General features: G+C 44.7%; 10 protein-coding genes and 5 pseudogenes. 4 read left to right on the top strand and 11 right to left on the bottom strand.

The features are described from left to right. The first annotated feature begins 371 nt into the window (after positions 1 to 371). Positions 372 to 1,522: pseudogene (locus tag V6N89_RS01635) on the top strand (iron-containing alcohol dehydrogenase). A gap of 10 nt (positions 1,523 to 1,532) precedes the next feature. Here V6N89_RS01635 and V6N89_RS01630 read toward each other — a convergent pair. From V6N89_RS01630 to V6N89_RS01595, 8 genes and pseudogenes are all read right to left on the bottom strand, one after another. Further along, a complete protein-coding gene (locus tag V6N89_RS01630; protein ID WP_338519858.1) occupies positions 1,533 to 2,297 on the bottom strand; it encodes a 3-keto-disaccharide hydrolase in 765 nt (254 codons plus the stop codon). A gap of 72 nt (positions 2,298 to 2,369) precedes the next feature. Beyond that, complete coding sequence (locus V6N89_RS01625) at positions 2,370 to 2,507, bottom strand: hypothetical protein (protein ID WP_338519857.1); 138 nt, start codon at positions 2,505 to 2,507, stop codon at positions 2,370 to 2,372. A 22-nt stretch (positions 2,508 to 2,529) separates the two neighbouring features. Then, positions 2,530 to 2,988 carry a gluconate 2-dehydrogenase subunit 3 family protein gene (locus V6N89_RS01620; protein WP_338519856.1) on the bottom strand — a complete coding sequence of 153 codons (459 nt, stop codon included), beginning with the start codon at positions 2,986 to 2,988 and terminating at the stop codon, positions 2,530 to 2,532. Further along, positions 2,988 to 4,674 (bottom strand): annotated as a pseudogene (locus V6N89_RS01615) (GMC oxidoreductase). The gene V6N89_RS01620 and the pseudogene V6N89_RS01615 overlap by 1 nt, the downstream one beginning before the upstream one ends. A 44-nt stretch (positions 4,675 to 4,718) precedes the next feature. Next, positions 4,719 to 5,630: pseudogene (locus V6N89_RS01610) on the bottom strand (hydroxypyruvate isomerase family protein). Next, a complete protein-coding gene (locus V6N89_RS01605) occupies positions 5,617 to 6,840 on the bottom strand; it encodes a nucleoside permease (protein ID WP_338519855.1) in 1,224 nt (407 codons plus the stop codon). Before V6N89_RS01605 ends, V6N89_RS01610 begins: the two are co-directional and overlap by 14 nt. Positions 6,841 to 6,867: 27 nt before the next feature. After that, positions 6,868 to 7,935, bottom strand: a complete 1,068-nt coding sequence (locus tag V6N89_RS01600; RefSeq protein ID WP_338519854.1) for a sugar phosphate isomerase/epimerase family protein — start codon at positions 7,933 to 7,935, stop codon at positions 6,868 to 6,870. Positions 7,936 to 7,971: 36 nt separating this feature from the next. Further along, positions 7,972 to 9,128: pseudogene (locus tag V6N89_RS01595) on the bottom strand (Gfo/Idh/MocA family protein). Positions 9,129 to 9,514: 386 nt separating this feature from the next. Here V6N89_RS01595 and V6N89_RS01590 point away from each other — a divergent pair. Together V6N89_RS01590 and V6N89_RS01585 are read left to right on the top strand one after the other, a co-directional pair. After that, positions 9,515 to 10,522: a LacI family DNA-binding transcriptional regulator gene (locus V6N89_RS01590; protein ID WP_338519853.1), complete on the top strand. Its 1,008-nt coding sequence runs from the start codon at positions 9,515 to 9,517 to the stop codon at positions 10,520 to 10,522. A gap of 45 nt (positions 10,523 to 10,567) precedes the next feature. Then, positions 10,568 to 11,467 carry a TIM barrel protein gene (locus tag V6N89_RS01585; protein WP_338519852.1) on the top strand — a complete coding sequence of 300 codons (900 nt, stop codon included), beginning with the start codon at positions 10,568 to 10,570 and terminating at the stop codon, positions 11,465 to 11,467. A gap of 94 nt (positions 11,468 to 11,561) precedes the next feature. On the opposite strand, the pseudogene zapE reads toward V6N89_RS01585, so the two are convergent. Continuing rightward, a pseudogene (zapE, locus tag V6N89_RS01580) lies at positions 11,562 to 12,704 on the bottom strand (cell division protein ZapE). Further along, positions 12,662 to 13,018 (bottom strand): hypothetical protein, encoded by a 357-nt coding sequence (locus V6N89_RS01575; protein ID WP_338519851.1) that lies wholly within the window; start codon positions 13,016 to 13,018, stop codon positions 12,662 to 12,664. Before V6N89_RS01575 ends, zapE begins: the two are co-directional and overlap by 43 nt. Before the next feature lie 261 nt (positions 13,019 to 13,279). Here V6N89_RS01575 and V6N89_RS01570 point away from each other — a divergent pair, with 261 nt between their 5' ends. After that, entirely contained in the window at positions 13,280 to 13,603 is a 324-nt protein-coding gene (locus tag V6N89_RS01570) for a DUF3392 family protein (protein WP_338519850.1), read from the top strand. A 12-nt stretch (positions 13,604 to 13,615) separates the two neighbouring features. On the opposite strand, the gene V6N89_RS01565 is transcribed toward V6N89_RS01570, so the two are convergent. Further along, the gene (locus V6N89_RS01565; RefSeq protein ID WP_338519849.1) at positions 13,616 to 16,288 is read right to left on the bottom strand and encodes an ATP-binding protein; all 2,673 of its coding nucleotides are present in this window, start codon (positions 16,286 to 16,288) and stop codon (positions 13,616 to 13,618) included. Positions 16,289 to 16,326 lie beyond the last annotated feature (38 nt).

The raw sequence follows: 16,326 nt of genomic DNA, 5'->3' as shown, positions 1-16,326 counted from the left end.
CTTTTTGAAAATTTATTTTCTGAAGCGTTTCTTCTAAACTCCCGTCTTTACTGGCCTATGTAGGTAGTAGAGACTTACTTCTTAGGAGCAATTTGTTTTGCTTTCCTGTCGAAGCGGATGCGCATTTTAGGGATCTGAGCGCTCACGTCAACAAGTATTTTAAAAAAATCCTTATTTTTCGATCGTTTGCGCAAACTATGAACAGATCGTTGTAAAAACGGGCGAATTCATATCAATTTTACCCATCTATAAGTTCACTTAATTGGTATCTGGCTACCCGTGCATTAGATTAGATGCTATAGCTTTCTATTAACGAGCATAAAAGTACTTATATAAAGAAAGCATTTGCACAGGTTTATTGTGAGGGCGCGATGAATATTTCTGAGTTCAAAACCGCAGGGAAACTAATTACTGGTTTAGGTGCCATAAAGGCACTTAGTGCTGAGATGGCACGACTATCGATCAACAGCTTTGCCATTATCACTGACAAAGGCGTATCTGCGTCAGGATTGCTCGACCAACTTACACCATTACTTCCGACTGCTGCCACTATAGTCATCGATGATATTCCTCCAGAACCTGAAATCACCGTTATAGAGAACAAGCTTTCTCTACTTAGAGAAAAACAAATAGATGGTGTTATTGCCCTAGGGGGCGGAAGTGCTATTGATAGCGCAAAGATATTAGCCGCTACTTACGATTACACAGGTAAACTGTCAGATCTTTTTGGTGAAAATACCCTGTCTTATCGTGCCTTGCCACTTATCGCAATACCTACCACGGCAGGTACGGGTTCAGAAGTTACTAATATAGCAATACTGTGCGACGACGAATCACAGATGAAAAAAGGCATTGTTAGTCACTGCTTATTGCCCGACGTTGCAATTGTTGCACCGGAGATGACAAAAACCTGCCCCAGAGCAATAACCGCCGCAAGTGGAATAGATGCCTTTGTTCATGCGTTAGAAGCCTATGTATCGGTTAATGCCACACCCATTACCGATGCGCTTGCTGAAAAAGCGTTAAAACTAATATACAACGCCCTGCCCCATGCCTATGCAAATGGCGAAAATTTATCAGCAAGGGAAGATATGGCCACCTAAACAGCTTAATGGCAGGGCTTGCGTTTGGCAACGCTGGCGTAGGGGCAGTGCATGCACTGGCTTATCCGTTAGGCGGACGTTTTCACTTATCTCATGGAATGAGTAATGCCGTTATGCTACCCCATGTGCTAAAAGTGAATGCGCCTTTTTGTGCAGACAAACTGTATTGCGTGGCAAAGCAGCTAAAACTTTGCGATAGACATCACACTAAGGACGAAGCAGTAAAACTATTACTCAATGCCGTTGAGAAGTTATGTAGAGATGTGGATATTCCGCAATCGCTTAAGCACTTTGATATACCTGAAGCCTATGTTGGAGAACTTGCCATTGAGGCGAGCAAAGTCACTCGCCTACTGCGTAATAACCCAAAGCAGCTAAGCGTAGAGGAAATAGAGGATATTTACCGACACGCTTTTTAGCTTGGCATCATTACAACTCTCTTACCCATATGTTCTTAAAGCTTACGTAGTTTCCGTGATCTTGAAGCTGTAGAGGTGCACAGCCATGTGCTTTGTATTTTGGCGCGCCTATCCACTCTGTTGTACCTTGTATTTCGGTATGGTTTTGCACCACCACGCCATTGTGGATAACGGTGACATAGCCAGGCGAACTTAAGCTCTCACCCTCAAAACGCGGCGCTTTGTAAATGATATCGTAGGTTTGCCAATTGCCAGGGGCCTTCATCGCATTTACTAAAGGGATAGTTTGCTTGTATACACTTGCAGCCTGACCGTTAGGGTAGGTTTTGTTCTCAAACGAGTCTAACACTTGCACTTCGTAGCGTTGCTGAAGGAATATGCCACTATTATTACGCTGCTGACCTTCCATTCCTTTCTCTGGCATCGGTGCCATCCATTCAACGTGTAGCTGAATATCGCAAAAAGACGCTTTGGTTTTAATATCTCCCGCGCCAGGTTTTACCGTTAACACGCCATCTTGCATAGACCAACTTGCATCACCGCCTTTTAACGCTTCCCAAGCATTTAGGTTGTCGCCTAATAGCACGATAGCATCAGACGGTACGTTGTTTTTGCTGAATGATACTGTTTCAGGTACTGGCTTCCATACCTCAGTTTTTGCTGCCTGCTGTTCACGAGTAAGCCTATCTTCATCTAAGGGATATGCGTTGGTAGCCGCCAATAATGATATCGGTGATAGGAATAACAGTGCTTTTGCCACTGAATGTTTGTTCATTATGTTTGCCTAATTACTTAAAAGTTGATGTACGCAATATATGTTTTTTATTGTTGCTGATAGAGGGTGAACTTATGTAGCCCACGCTTTGTCGCCTTTTTTGTAAGGCATAGCGCCGTCGTACTTACCCGGTATCGATACATAACGAAGTACTTTAGTGGCCCCTATTTGTGATGTGAAAAAACAATACAGCGTTAATTGTTTTAGCAAAGTGAAGTAATGAGGCGTTGGTTCATCCGTGCCTGGCTCCCACTGACTTGGTTTGCTTGGTTTCCACCCCTTGCCATACTCTGTTTTCTAAGTTGGCCGCTTTTGCTTCTGTATCCAGCTCGTTAAACAAGGCTTCTCTTTGTTTACCGTCAAGCTGTAAGAAAGCTTTACCGTATTTCGACTGGCTCAATGTATTGATGGTGTTGATACCGTCTTTAAATGTTTTTTGCAGTAGCGGTGTGTAGCAATCTGTCACCAGCACTGCCATGGTTTCCCCTACATTCGCAGCTTTTGCTCCAGGAGTATCGGTTTGTGGAATAATCACTTCAGCCATTTCATTAAAAAGTGCCACATCATTTTTAGAAAACAAGGTTGCACTTAGCGGAACGGGTACTAAATCTTTGTACGCAAATGCGTTGCCAGCGAACATCGCTGTGCCCGTTGCAGTAGCAATAAGTTTAAGTAGTGCTCTTCTTTCCATTACAAGTTACCTCGCTTGAGCTCTTCCACTGCAAAACTTGCAGCGCGCGCGGTTAATGCCATATAGGTAAGTGACGGGTTAACACAACTACCCGACGTCATAGCCGCACCGTCGGTCACAAATACATTCGGGGCATCCCATACTTGGTTATGCGCATTCAGTACTGACGTTTTTGGATCCCGCCCCATGCGCGCAGTACCCATTTCGTGGATACCCATGCCTGGTGCATAGTCGGCATCCCAACCTCGCACGTTTTTAAGGCCAGCCGCTTCAAACATATCAATGGCGTCTTGCTGCATATCCTTGCGCATTTTGAGTTCGTTCTCTTTTATCTCTACATCCATAGCAAGAACTGGCATTCCCCATTTATCCGTCACTTTTTTGTTCAAATAAATGCGGTTGTCGTGGTGAGGTAGCATTTCACCGAAGGCAGTCATACCAATTGTCCACGACCCTGGTTCACTGATGGCATCTTTAAGCCCAGCCCCAATACCCATCTCGGCAATATCTTTTCGCCACCCTGAACGACTGGCACTACCCTGATATCCGAAACCGCGTAAATAATCGCGCTTATCGTTGCCCCAATTTCTAAAACGAGGAACATAAAAACCGCTTGGACGTCGCCCATAGGTATACTTGTCGTCAAAGCCTTCTACGTCAGCAGATGCACCAACTCTGAAATGATGATCCATCACATTATGACCTAGTTCACCACTACTACTGCCAAGCCCGCCTTCCCAGACATCGGTAGCAGAATTCATTAACACCCACGCTGAATTAAGGGCTGACGCATTAACAAACACTATCTTGCTTTTAAACACATAGGTTTGGTTGGTTTCAGCGTCAATGATCTCCACACCTGTTGCCCGTTTCTTGTCTTTGTCGAACAAAATTTCTTTAACAATAGAGTATGGGCGAAGCGTTAAATTACCGGTTTTTACCGCAGCCAAGCAGTGTGGAAGACTGAGTGCTAAAATAGCCGCCGAACGGACAACCTAGCCAACACTTATTGCGGTATTGGCAATGCACACGCCCTTCTTCTGGCTTGCCTTTCGTCATGTTAGATGTACGGCCATGTATAATATGTCGGCTACCTTTAAAGGCTTCTTTTACTCTTGCCGCCACGTTTTCTTCCACGATATTCATTGGCATGGGCGGCTGATAAATACCATCAGGCAAAACATCTAATCCGTCGCGATTACCACTGATACCAGCAAAACTTTCTACATAGTCATACCAAGGTGCAAGGTCTTCATAGCGAATAGGCCAGTCAACCGCAATACCCTCTTTGGCGTTAGCTTCAAAGTCTTCTTTGTTTAGGCGATAGCTTTGACGACCCCACAAAAGAGAACGCCCCCCTACATGGTAGCCACGAAACCAGTCGAACCGCTTGTCTTCGGTGTAAGGGTTGTCTTTCTCGTTCGCCCACATCCCCAAGGTTTTCTCGTTAAGTGGGTAGTCGCGTTTAAGTACCGGGTAATCTACCTTCATTTTTTGCGTAGGCAGGTCGCGATGCGGGTAATCCCAGTCTTCTTTGTGTGCGTTTTTATAGTCCTTTATGTGCTCAATGTTTTGACCGCGTTCAAGCATTAATACTTTAAGGCCCTTTTCGGTCAGCTCTTTCGCTGCCCACCCGCCACTGATGCCAGAGCCAATTACAATTGCATCGTATTCATTCGTTGCCATAACACATCCTTTATCGCTTAAATTGTCGCTGTGCGTGTTGCACGTTACACATCACAGATTTGAATCGCTTCTTTAAGCGACGCAATTCTGCTTAAGCTTCAGTTTTCGGTGTGGGGATAAACTCTTGTGCCAAATAGCCAGTAAAACTCGGTTTCAACAATAGCTTGGGCTATTGCCGGGTAATTTAGTTCTTGGTTTGCACCTATTTCATGACGACCAGGTACGCCAGCAGTATGGTAATGCCCAAAGTACTGATGGTTATCGCGAATAGTGCGGATAATATCGCCTTCGTTAATTTGCATATGGTAGATATCGTAGAGTAGAGAAAAGTGCTTACTGTTAAGCCTTTTACAAAGCTCTATGCTCCAGGCTGAGTTATCAGCCATGTAGTCGGGGTGATCGATCTTGCTATTAAATAGCTCCATAAAAATAACCACGCCACGCTTTTCTGCATGAGGCAAAATACGCTTTAAGCCTTTAACGGCATTCTGTAACCCTTGTTCGCGTGACATGCCTCTGGCATTGCCGCTAAAGCAGATAAGATTGGTGTAGCCCGCGCTTGCTACCAGGTCGATGTGCTTTAGATAACGTGCCTCAAGCTCATCGTGTAAATTGGCGTGAATAAAGCCGTCTTCTAAGCTTATTTCCGCGCCATTACACATGGACGAGTCGACACCGTATTGCTTCAATACCTACCAATCTGCTGGGCCCACTAAATCGATAGCATTAAACCCAAGTGACTTAACCGTTTGGCAAAGCTCCTCGATAGAAAGATCGCCATAGGTCCAACGGCTTACCGAATGGTTCACGTTGCCTTTCAGTGATGAGGTAATACCGTCATTTTTCATTGTTTGTGCAATAGATAAACCGGGCATAGCTGCCAGTGCACCCGCGCCTGTTACCGCCATACTTTGTAATAGCTTACGACGCATGTGGTTATGATCATGGTTGTGCATCTGCTTCTACCTTTTCAGATTTAAACAAGATAGCGAACAACACTAATACCACTGCCGCAAACGCTGCAGGGAATAACCACACTTGTTGCCAGCTATGCGCTCCGCTTTCCAACGTATAGCTGTCGGTAATAGCACCAGCTACAGCGAAACCCGCCAGCATACCTACACCATAGGTGGCTAATGTAATAAGGCCTTGAGCTGCGCTTTTTACTGCTTCGCCCGCTTTTGCATTTGTGTATATTTGCCCAGAGACAAAAAAGAAGTCATAACAAATACCGTGCAACGCAATACCTATAATAAGCATAAACAAGGCATCATCAGCATTGCCAAACGCAAATAGAGCATAGCGAATGACCCATGCAGCCATTCCAATTACCAAGGTCGCTTTAATACCAAAGCGATTCAAGAAGACAGGCAGTGCCAGCATAAACAAGACTTCTGATACCTGCCCTAAGGTCATCTTGCCCGTTGCGTTTTCTACGCCAATTTCGGTAAGAAATGGGTTGGCATTTTGGTAGTAAAACGCCAGCGGAATACAGATAAGTACAGACGATAAAAAGAATACTAAAAAGTTCTTATCTTTCAGCAGTGCCAGTGCATCTAGCCCTAGCACATCGCGAACCCCGACCGCTTTGTCACTGCTTTGTGGTGGCGTTTTAGGTAGCGTAAAGCTAAATATACCTAGAGCAAGCGATGCAATGCTGCACAACAAGAATGTGTTTTTGAGCATACCGTTGGCAATGGACTGCGCAGAATCCCATGAAAAGACATAGCTAATCATAAGTCCTGCCACAATCCAGCCAACAGTGCCCCACACACGAACTTTTCCGAACTGCTTTGATGGGTCGTCCATTTGTCCGAACGACACCGAATTCACCAATGCCAATGTGGGCATATAGGCAATCATGTAAGCCAATACATACGGGTAGAAACTGGCAAAGTCGCTAGCCTGATACATAAAATACATCAACGCTGCACCTACCAAATGCAGTAACCCTAAAATGCGCTCAGCATTAAAGAATCGGTCGGCAATTAGACCTACTATAAAAGGCGCAATAATGGCCCCCCAGCTTTGGGTAGAGAACGCCATGCCTATTTGACCGCCATTCGCTTGCAGCGTGTTCGACAAATAGGTGCCTAGCGTGACAAACCAGCCGCCCCAAATGAAGAACTGTAAAAACATCATTATGCTTAGTCGTAGGGTAATCATAATTATTATTTTCCTTATGCGTTTGGCTTAACGCACTATCCCTAGGATACGTTTATTCTTTTCTTCGCTTACGTCGCCGCCAGCAAAGTCATCGAATGCATACTTGCTTGGCTCAATAATGTGCGAAGCAATAAATGGCGCCCCTTCTGCCGCACCTTGCGCACTGTCTTTTAAGCAACATTCCCATTCAAGCACTGCCCAACCACTAAAACCGTATTGAGTCAGCTTGCTGAAAATACCGTTAAAATCGACCTGTCCGTCGCCCAATGAACGGAAACGACCAGCGCGGTCTTGCCAATCTTGGTAACCACCGTACACGCCATTTCTGCCATTAGGGTTAAATTCGGCATCTTTGACATGAAACATTTTGATGCGGCTGTGGTAACGATCGATAAAGTCTAGGTAGTCCAGCTGCTGCAGTACAAAGTGACTAGGATCAAACAAGATATTGGCTCTTGGGTGGTTATCTACTGCTTTTAGAAACTGTTCAAACGACGCACCGTCGTGTAGGTCTTCACCGGGGTGAATTTCGTAGCACACGTCGACGCCTGCCTCATCGAAGGCATCTAAGATAGGCTTCCAACGCTTGGCTAATTCGGCAAAGCCTTGTTCTACCAACCCGGCTGGACGCTGCGGCCACGGATAAACTAAATGCCACATAAGCGCACCAGAAAACGTGGCATGAGCCTTAAGCCCAAGTCGCTTGCTAGCGATGGCAGCGCATTTCAACTGGTTCACTGCCCATTCGGTTCGTTCTTGTGGTTTACCATGCAGATGCTTTGGCGCGAAGTTATCAAACAATTCGTCGTACGCTGGGTGTACTGCCACTAACTGGCCCTGAAGGTGAGTAGACAGCTCGGTAATTTCTACGCCAGCTTTGCGGCATGTTTCGGCTACCTCATCACAATACGCTTGGCTTTCGGCGGCCTTTTCTAAGTCGAAGAGCTTTGGGTCGGTAGGTACTTGAATACCTTTGTAGCCCAAAGATGCAGCCCACTTAGCCATATTTTCTAACGTATCAAAAGGGCTGCTGTCGCCCATAAACTGCGCTAAAAAAATAGCGGGGCCTTGAATCGCTTGTTGATTATTCGCCATGTGTGCACCCTTTATGATTGTGGATATGCATTTGCATTAGTTAGTGCCTTCGTCGCTAATCGACGTCCATTTTGTGTCGCTGCCGCTGCTAGCCAACATAGCATCGATGAACACCATGCCGCGTAAACCAGAATTTATACCTGGTACACCATCAGCTTTACCCTTTTGATTGTCGCGAACTGCTTTTGCAAAGTCGGTATACAAATTTGCCATGGCTTCAAGGTAGCCTTCTGGGTGACCTGACGGCACACGACAACGAGACGACGCCTGGTCACAAAGTCCTACTTGGCCTTGCCCGGCGCGAAATACTTGGAAGGGTGCATCGGTAGGGCGGTAAATCACCGAGTTAGGCTCCATTTGTCGCCACTCAAGCCCACCTTTATCGCCATACACGCGAATTTTTAAGGCGTTTTCTTCGCCCGCACACACTTGCGAGGCAATCAGTACCCCTGTAGCCCCACTTTTTGTTTTTATTAGCGCTGCACCATCGTCATCTAAGCGTCGCCCTTCAACATGGGTGTAAAGCTCGCCACTTAGTGCTGTAACGGCGTCGTTTAATACGAACTCCACTAAACCAAACGCGTGCGTTCCAATATCGCCCATGGCACCCGTTGCCCCAGAAATAGCCGGGTCAGTTCGCCACTGTGCCTGTTTGTTGTGGCTTTCTTCTTCACCCGATAGCCAGCCCTGCGGGTATTCCACATATACCTTTCGAATGTTACCTAGCATGCCACTAGTTACCATGTGGCGTGCTTGCCACACCATTGGGTAGCCTAAGTAAGTATGTGCTAATCCGTACAGGCTGTTGTTGGCGTGAATAATGTCTTGCAGCTCTTTAACTTCGGCAAAATTTACGCTTAAGCAGGTTTTTCGCAAAACACGTGAAAGCCAGCTTGAATAGCAGCAATAGAAATGGGGACATGTAAATGATTAGGCGTAACAATAACCACAACCTGCATCCGCTGGTCTTCTGGTAATGATGACTCTGCCTGCAACATGGTTTGCCAGTCGGCATAGCAACGTGACGACTGCACGTTCACTGCATTTGCGGTACGGGCGTTGTTATCTTCGTTACGACTAAACGCTCCGCACACTAGTTGATAATGACCATCCAAGCCTGCTGCATGACGATGTACCGCGCCAATAAATGCGCCTTCGCCGCCTCCGATCATTCCCATTCGAATTGGTTGCATTGCGTGATCCTCTGATCGATTTTGCATATTTCTCGTGCTTTAATGCAATGAAATGTAACCCGTTACATTTTATTATGTCAACATGAAAAGCATCATTCCATTAAACTATCATTTACAAAATGGCGCTTTAGTACCTCAAACTTGCGCCGTGTAGCGCTAATTTCACCTACAAGACTAGCTACAATTTACAAAATTAATACAAATAGCATTTGATATTGATAAAAATGTGCGTATTCTCTTTATAAAATGAAAACGGTTACATTTAACAAGAAAACGGATCGCAGTATCAGTTTAATATAAGGGCATGCCCTTTTTAGCCGGGTGCGCAAAAGGGTGTAACAGGTTTACAATACAATGCTAAAGAACAAGCAGAACTAGAAAAGTACATGGCAAACATTAGAGATGTGGCAGATAACGCTGGAGTATCTGTGGCAACAGTGTCTAGAACACTGCAACAACCAGAAAGGGTGTCGCCTAAAACGCGCAGCAAGGTAATGGCTGCGGTGCAAGCTGTGGGTTATAAGCCTAACCTGATGGCGGTAAAATTTAGGTCGGGTAAGACACACAATTTAGTGGTGTTGGTGCCTACCGTATCGAACGTATTTTTTGCTCGTGTAATAAGTGGTATGCAAGAGGCTGCGGCAGAGCTTGGTTATTCTATTTTACTGGCCAATACCTTAGGTAATAACGACATAGAAAACCATTACGCCAAAATGGTAAGTACTTCGCAGGCAGACGGCCTTATACAGCTGCGAGCCCATAACCCGTTTGACGCCACTATGATAAACGACAATGGGCTGCTGCCCATGGTAAACGCCTGTGAGGTCATTGATGATGGCCAGTATCCGGTGGTGAGTTTAGATAACCGCGCTGCCGCCAAAGCCATGACTCAGCATTTAATTTCGCTTGGGCACACTCGCATAGCCATGATTAAAGGCCCCAATTCGAGTCCGCTAACACAAGAACGTTTAAACGGTTATAAAGATGCGCTGCGCGACGCCAATATAGACTTTGACGAAAGCATACTGCTGGATGGCGACTTTACACTTCAGGCAGGCTATAACGCGGGCGTAACCATTAGCGAACTTAATAACAGGCCAAGTGCTGTGTTTTGTGAAAACGACGAAACGGCTATTGGCGCTATGCAGGCTTTTAAGCAAGCTAACTTGCACGTTCCTAATGATATTTCGGTTGCAGGGTTTGATGACATTGCCTTTTCGGCGTTTGTCGACCCACCACTAACCACCATTGCGCAGCCCGCCGAAGAGTTTGGGCGCACGGCGGTTACGCTATTGGTGGACTTGCTTAACGGCAAAATTAGAAAAGCGCCCAAAGTTATTATGCCATTTGAACTTATTACCAGAGAAAGCACAGGCCCTGTATCAAAGCATTAAAGGCAAACTTGTTTAATTAACGCAATACAGCAAAAGGACAGCCCCATGAACTTTAATAACGAAAGCACACATGACACTACTGCGCTATCGCGCCGCCAATTTTTAAAGTATTCATCGGGGGCGCTGGCAGCATTAGGTACGCCAGCTGTATTGGCGCACAACCATAAAGGTAACAATGCTATGCATGCACAACACGCCAGTGCGGTTGGGCTTCAACTTTATACCCTTCGCGACATTATGAAAGTTAGTGTGCCAGCAACCCTCAAGCTTGTAGCCGATATTGGCTACACAGAAATGGAATTTGCGGGGTATTTTGACCACAGTGCTAAAGACATTAAACAGTTACTAGATGACAACGGGTTACGCGCACCATCGGCGCACATTATGTTGGATGTGTTTGATAAAAACATAAACCAAGTGCTAGATGACGCACAAACTGTGGGGCACAAATACTTAGTAGTACCTTGGCTAAGTGAAGCCCAGCGTGGCGTGGGCATAGCGCCCTATCAAGCATTGGCCGAAAAGCTGAATAAAATAGGCGAAGCGTGCCATAAAGCGGGCATTACCCTTGCCTACCATAACCACGACTTTGAATTTGAAACCCGCGACGGCCAAATACCGCTGGACGTACTTATTACCCAAACCGATCCGAATTTAGTTGCCATGGAACTAGATTTATACTGGACCGTTAAAGCAGGCAAGAACCCGGTTGATTACTTTAAAGCCTACCCTGGCCGCTTTAAGCTTTGGCATGTAAAAGACTTAGCCGAAGATGGTGGTTTTGCTGATGTGGGCAAAGGCACCATTAACTTCAAAGACATATTTGCACACGGTGAATTGGCAGGTATTGAGCACAAGTTTGTAGAGCGCGACCACACCACCGACCGCATTGCCACAGTTGAGCAAGGCTTTAAAGCAGTGAGTAAATTGAATGCGGGTGCTTAAAGCAGCTTAAGTAAAATGCACTACCAGTTTGAGAAGTACAATGTAACAGTGCTTCTCAGATAAGCAGGGGCGGTGGGAACCTTAACGTAAGCCGTTATTGCCGTCCCCATTTTCTTCCACCCATTTCAACCAACCGAGACGCAGCTCGTCTAAAGGAAAAGGCGAGATCGTTGGCGGACGAAAACTGTGCCAGTGACACGCCAACTCGCCCCGTCGCTGACCACTCATAATATGCCCCCTCTTTGGTGCGGATCATGGTTGTCGCAAAGGAACTCGAGTTTCCCCCTTTATCATTAACAATCAATTCTCCATCTCCATCGTCGCTCTCGACATGCGCTTCAAAATCGACAAACAATTCGTCAAGTGGAACTTGTGCTGCCAGCACTAAGCGGGTGCGAGATTCATAACACGCATCAATGAGGGTAACGAATCGTCGCGCTTCGTTAAGGAGATTGGCGTCCAGTTGGGGAACGCAGTCTACAATGATGACCGGAAATCGGCAGCAGAGGGAAATATAATCGGCTGCACCAAGCGGTTGGTAGCACAACTCGGAAAAGTTAAACCAAGCGCACCGTTCATTAAATCGGGCCACCTGGACGGTGCGACCAAAGAGGACGGAAATAACCTCGGCCTTAGTTTCAGATGCAGTGCCGCCAAATACTTCTTCTAACTGCGCCTGTATGTGGCTATTGATATTGCCATGCGCATCTTTGTTTGACCAAAAATAGGATTGACCACCTGCCTGAGTTTCGCGTCGATAATCTACACTGGAGTCCTCCATGGAAATAATGTCGAACGTTTGTTTCAGTGTGTCGATGAATGGCAAAAAGAGAGAGCGGTTAATGCCCCCTTTATACAATTCCTCAGGGGCGCGATTCGACGTGGCCACCACCACGACGTTCAAACTCAATAATAATGAAAACAGCCGTTTCAAAATCATGGCATCGGCTACGTCTGTTACTTGAAACTCATCGAAACAGAGAAGCTGGGCTTCTTGTGCCAATTGTTGCGCAACGATGGGGAGCGCATCATCTGTGGGGTGCTTTTCTTTGTAGACAAAAATTCGATGATGGACGTCTAGCATAAATTCATGAAAGTGGACGCGGCGTTTGGTAATGTTTGGTGCTTGTAGCTGTCATTATTACAACAAGAATCATCATCAGGACCGAGTAACCGACGCGTAAAAGAGATCCATTAGAAAGCTCTTACCGACCCCGACCGGGCCATGAATGTACATTCCTTGTGGTGGTGGACCCAAAGACCACGAATAGAACTTCTTTTGAAGAAAGGACTTGGCAGATTCCAAAGACCGCGTTGCAGTAACAGTGATAGCGGATTGCTACTAGTAGCGCTGCTATCTTCCCCTTTGTAGGTGCGCACTGGTACTGGTGGAAGCGAGGTAAGAGACTGGTGCAGGGCATCGAGTTTTGCCGCCAGAGCAATTTGCGCGTTATCTAGTCGCACCTCGCCTGCATCTATCTTGCGTTCATACGCCGCTGTCACTGGGCCTGTCGGCATAGACCGCCGAGCTAAGCGTTGTTGTGCTGCCATATTGTTTACCACCGCCTTCATCGTGGATCTGATGGGTTTATTAACATGGTGATTTGGTACGTTAGATTTCTGTATGGGTATCAAATGAATTTTCGATAAAGACGCAAGTTTCGAAATTCAATTTGCACAACTTGCATAATTGGCATTACTTAAGCCGCCCTAGAAGTTCCTCATATTTAGCGCAAACCGCTTTTGTGACAAAACAGAAGCGGTTACTATGCGCTTAATATTCTATTAGTAGCTTTGTAAACGCAGTTTGTTATGAGTGAATTATTTAGCGCCCTTTCACGCGCACTAAGCCCCTATTACACCGAAATGAGCATTATGCTAATGGCCACCATTTTGGTGGTATACGGCGATATTATTAACGGCCATGTAAAGCGCATACTTGCACCCTACCATTTTGTTATTCGCGTTAGCTTGTTTGTGGTGCTTTGCGCATTTGGCTATGGCGCACTTACTCTGTACGGCGCACCATTTTTGAAACACGTAATAGCCTACTTACCTTGGCAGTACCAAGGTGCAGGCTATGTGGCATCATTTATGTTAATTGGCTTTTTGGCTGAGCGGCGTAGGTATATTTAGATACCTAACTTGCTAGGCAACTGTTCTTCTATACTCCTCAACGTATTTTTTAGGTGGCACTTGTTTTACTTTTTTGAATGATGTTGAGAAATAGGCGGCCGTGCCAAAGCCTACATCTAGGCAAGTTTCAAGAATTGAATTTCCCTCTAATAAAATAGGGATAGACTTCTCAATTCTATAGCGAGACAAAAACTCGCTAAAATTATAATCAAAAAGCTCTGCTAAACGGCGGTTCAAGCTTCTTGTACTCATCAACAACTCTTCTGCCGCCTGATCCCTGTTGAATTCTTCTCGGTGGAAATTTTTCTCAAGGACTGCAATGAAACTTAGATAGAAAGCCATGTCTTTCTCATTTTTTAGCTCTGGTATTTCCAGGCACCCATATTCAAAAACGGGTTTATTACAGCCATTTTCGTCAAGACTATGCGCTTCCCTTATTGATAGGAAGTGTTCTATTCTCAAACAGATTTCATCATTAGATACTGGCTTTGAAAGGAAATAATCAACTTTTTCTTCAAGCGCTGCCTTTTCCAGTTCTGGGTTAGTTTTAGCTGATAACATCAGAATAGGAATATTGAAGTGGCTGGCATGTTGTCTGATTTCTCTTGTAAGTTGGAGGCCATCCATCTTCGGCATAATTTGGTCTGTAATGACTAAATCGACTAAAAAGCGTTGCATTACGTCTAAGGCTTGCTCTCCGTTACCTGCCACCAAACACCTGTAATTTGGAGACAATAAGTCAAACAAGTGAGTTCGGAATTCCCGGCTATCGTCAACAATAAGTAGTGATTTTTGGTTAGGCTGGAACCCTTTTATTTGCAACTCCTCGGCATGACTATTAACAAACTCGATATCATCCACTGGTAATATAACGATAAATTTAGAACCAACTCCCCTCGTACTATCAAGCTCAATATTTCCCTGGTTGAGCTCCGTTAAATTTCTAACAATTGATAAACCAATTCCCTGTCCCTCTTCTTCTGTTTCACCTCGAACAAAGCGTTCAAAAACCTTACCTTGGATACGCTCATCAATTCCTTCTCCATCATCAGAAACTGTAACCTTTAACACTTTGCTATCTATTGATGCAGACACCGTAATATTGCCGTGCTCTTGAGTGTATTTAATTGCGTTTTGTATCAAGTTTGAGATGATCTTCTCTAAACTATCATTGATCAAGGAAATGTCTCTCTTTCCTCTCAACCGCACTTCAAGATTTTGCCTTTTTTGTTTGGCTAATGGTTCGAGTGAATTAACTATGAACCGTATATCTTCAAGCGAGTAAACTCTGTAATAGTCAGAAGGGTTTGTAGCTCGGGGGATATCACTTCTCATTTGCTCAATAAGTTGCTCTACTCGCCGCATATTTTCTTTGATGCTAATAAATTCCTTCGTTTCCGTACTTTCTTCTGATGCCTTCTCTAGCGATCCTTTTATAACTTGAATTGGTGTTCTCAATTCATGAGTAATTTCACTAATTTGGCGTTCTTTACTGCGAAGCATTTTCTCGAATTTTGACTGCCCATCCGTTATTTCGAAACGAGTTAAATTAGTGTAGAGATTAGTAGATTTAAACCTTGCCCATTTATCTTGTATTAACCGTTTTCGAAATCCCCATATAACAGCAGCTAACAAAGTTAGGTAGACACAGTACGCTTCATTAAGTAGATAGAATGGTTTCCTGACAGCAAAAGAAAGGGAATTAGTTGGGTTACCCTCTCCCAAGATTCTCGACTGTATTGTGTATTTACCATGCTTTATGTCAGATATAGACAAATATGCTTGTGATCTTGGGTGTGGCTTCCAGTTATCGTCAATACCAACAATTCTGAATTCCAACTTCTCTTTTTCAGAGTCGGAGTAGCTGCTAGTGACAAAATCTACATTGAGTTCTACAAAATCATTATCTAAGACTACGGTACTGCTATTTTCCGCAAACTGAGGGTGAAAGGTTTTAGTCACACCATTCTTATTTATCCAAGAGAATTTTGAAAATATAACTTCTTTTTTTCTTTTAGCTTTTTTTGCAATAGCCTCTAACGCCGATGACTCATCGATTAGATACGAATAGTTGTCACCCATTAGCAGAATCTTTTCACCTACTTGACGTATTCCTCCGTACTCAAAATCAGTATCGTAGATACCGTCGGATTCAGAAAAGGAAAAAACCTCTCCTTGTGAAGATAAAACATATAGCCCTTTATTGGTTGAGACCCACAAATTCCTCTTGCTTGATAATATTCCGGCCCTTATAAATCTGAGATCTGCATTCTCAAACTTTTTGAAGCTTTTTATTTCACCTGTTTTCTTATCAATCGACCTAATTCCTTGACCAGATGTGCACACAAGGAAAATCGTTTCCCCTTCAATCAAACAACTTACGCTACTCCAGCCACCGTCATTGGGCGAGATAGACTTCCAGCGGAATTTAGACATCTGTATATGAACAGAGTTGTGAACATCAAAGCCTACTATCTCTCCTGATTGACTGAGGAAAGTATGCTTCATCTTTTTGGGAGCTGGAAAATGGTCAATTATTTCACCGTCTCTTATCAATTCAAATACGGCAGTTTCGCCATTATCGCTGTAGGAAAAGAACGAATTTTCATCCACATGAAATTGTCTGATGTACTCAAGTTCGCAATAGTCATTCCTAAGTCCTTTCTTACTGTGAATTGAGTTCATTACGTGCGCTTTGGCGTCAATACAAACGGTGTCCTCAT

It is taken from the genome of Alteromonas gracilis (assembly GCF_036870955.2).
Taxonomy (GTDB): Bacteria; Pseudomonadota; Gammaproteobacteria; order Enterobacterales; family Alteromonadaceae; genus Alteromonas; species Alteromonas gracilis_A.
The sequence above is the reverse complement of the archived record's forward strand: the minus strand, read 5'-3'. Positions and strand labels throughout refer to the sequence as shown.

Excerpts from the sequence above, each read along its gene's own strand:
- V6N89_RS01630 (WP_338519858.1), bottom strand. The coding sequence starts at position 2,297 with ATGAACAAACATTCAGTGGCAAAAGCACTGTTATTCCTATCACCGATA.
- V6N89_RS01620 (WP_338519856.1), bottom strand. The coding sequence starts at position 2,988 with ATGGAAAGAAGAGCACTACTTAAACTTATTGCTACTGCAACGGGCACA.
- V6N89_RS01605 (WP_338519855.1), bottom strand. The coding sequence starts at position 6,840 with ATGATTACCCTACGACTAAGCATAATGATGTTTTTACAGTTCTTCATT.
- V6N89_RS01600 (WP_338519854.1), bottom strand. The coding sequence starts at position 7,935 with ATGGCGAATAATCAACAAGCGATTCAAGGCCCCGCTATTTTTTTAGCG.
- V6N89_RS01590 (WP_338519853.1), top strand. The coding sequence starts at position 9,515 with ATGGCAAACATTAGAGATGTGGCAGATAACGCTGGAGTATCTGTGGCA.
- V6N89_RS01585 (WP_338519852.1), top strand. The coding sequence starts at position 10,568 with ATGAACTTTAATAACGAAAGCACACATGACACTACTGCGCTATCGCGC.
- V6N89_RS01575 (WP_338519851.1), bottom strand. The coding sequence starts at position 13,018 with ATGGCAGCACAACAACGCTTAGCTCGGCGGTCTATGCCGACAGGCCCA.
- V6N89_RS01570 (WP_338519850.1), top strand. The coding sequence starts at position 13,280 with ATGAGTGAATTATTTAGCGCCCTTTCACGCGCACTAAGCCCCTATTAC.
- V6N89_RS01565 (WP_338519849.1), bottom strand. The coding sequence starts at position 16,288 with ATGAACTCAATTCACAGTAAGAAAGGACTTAGGAATGACTATTGCGAA.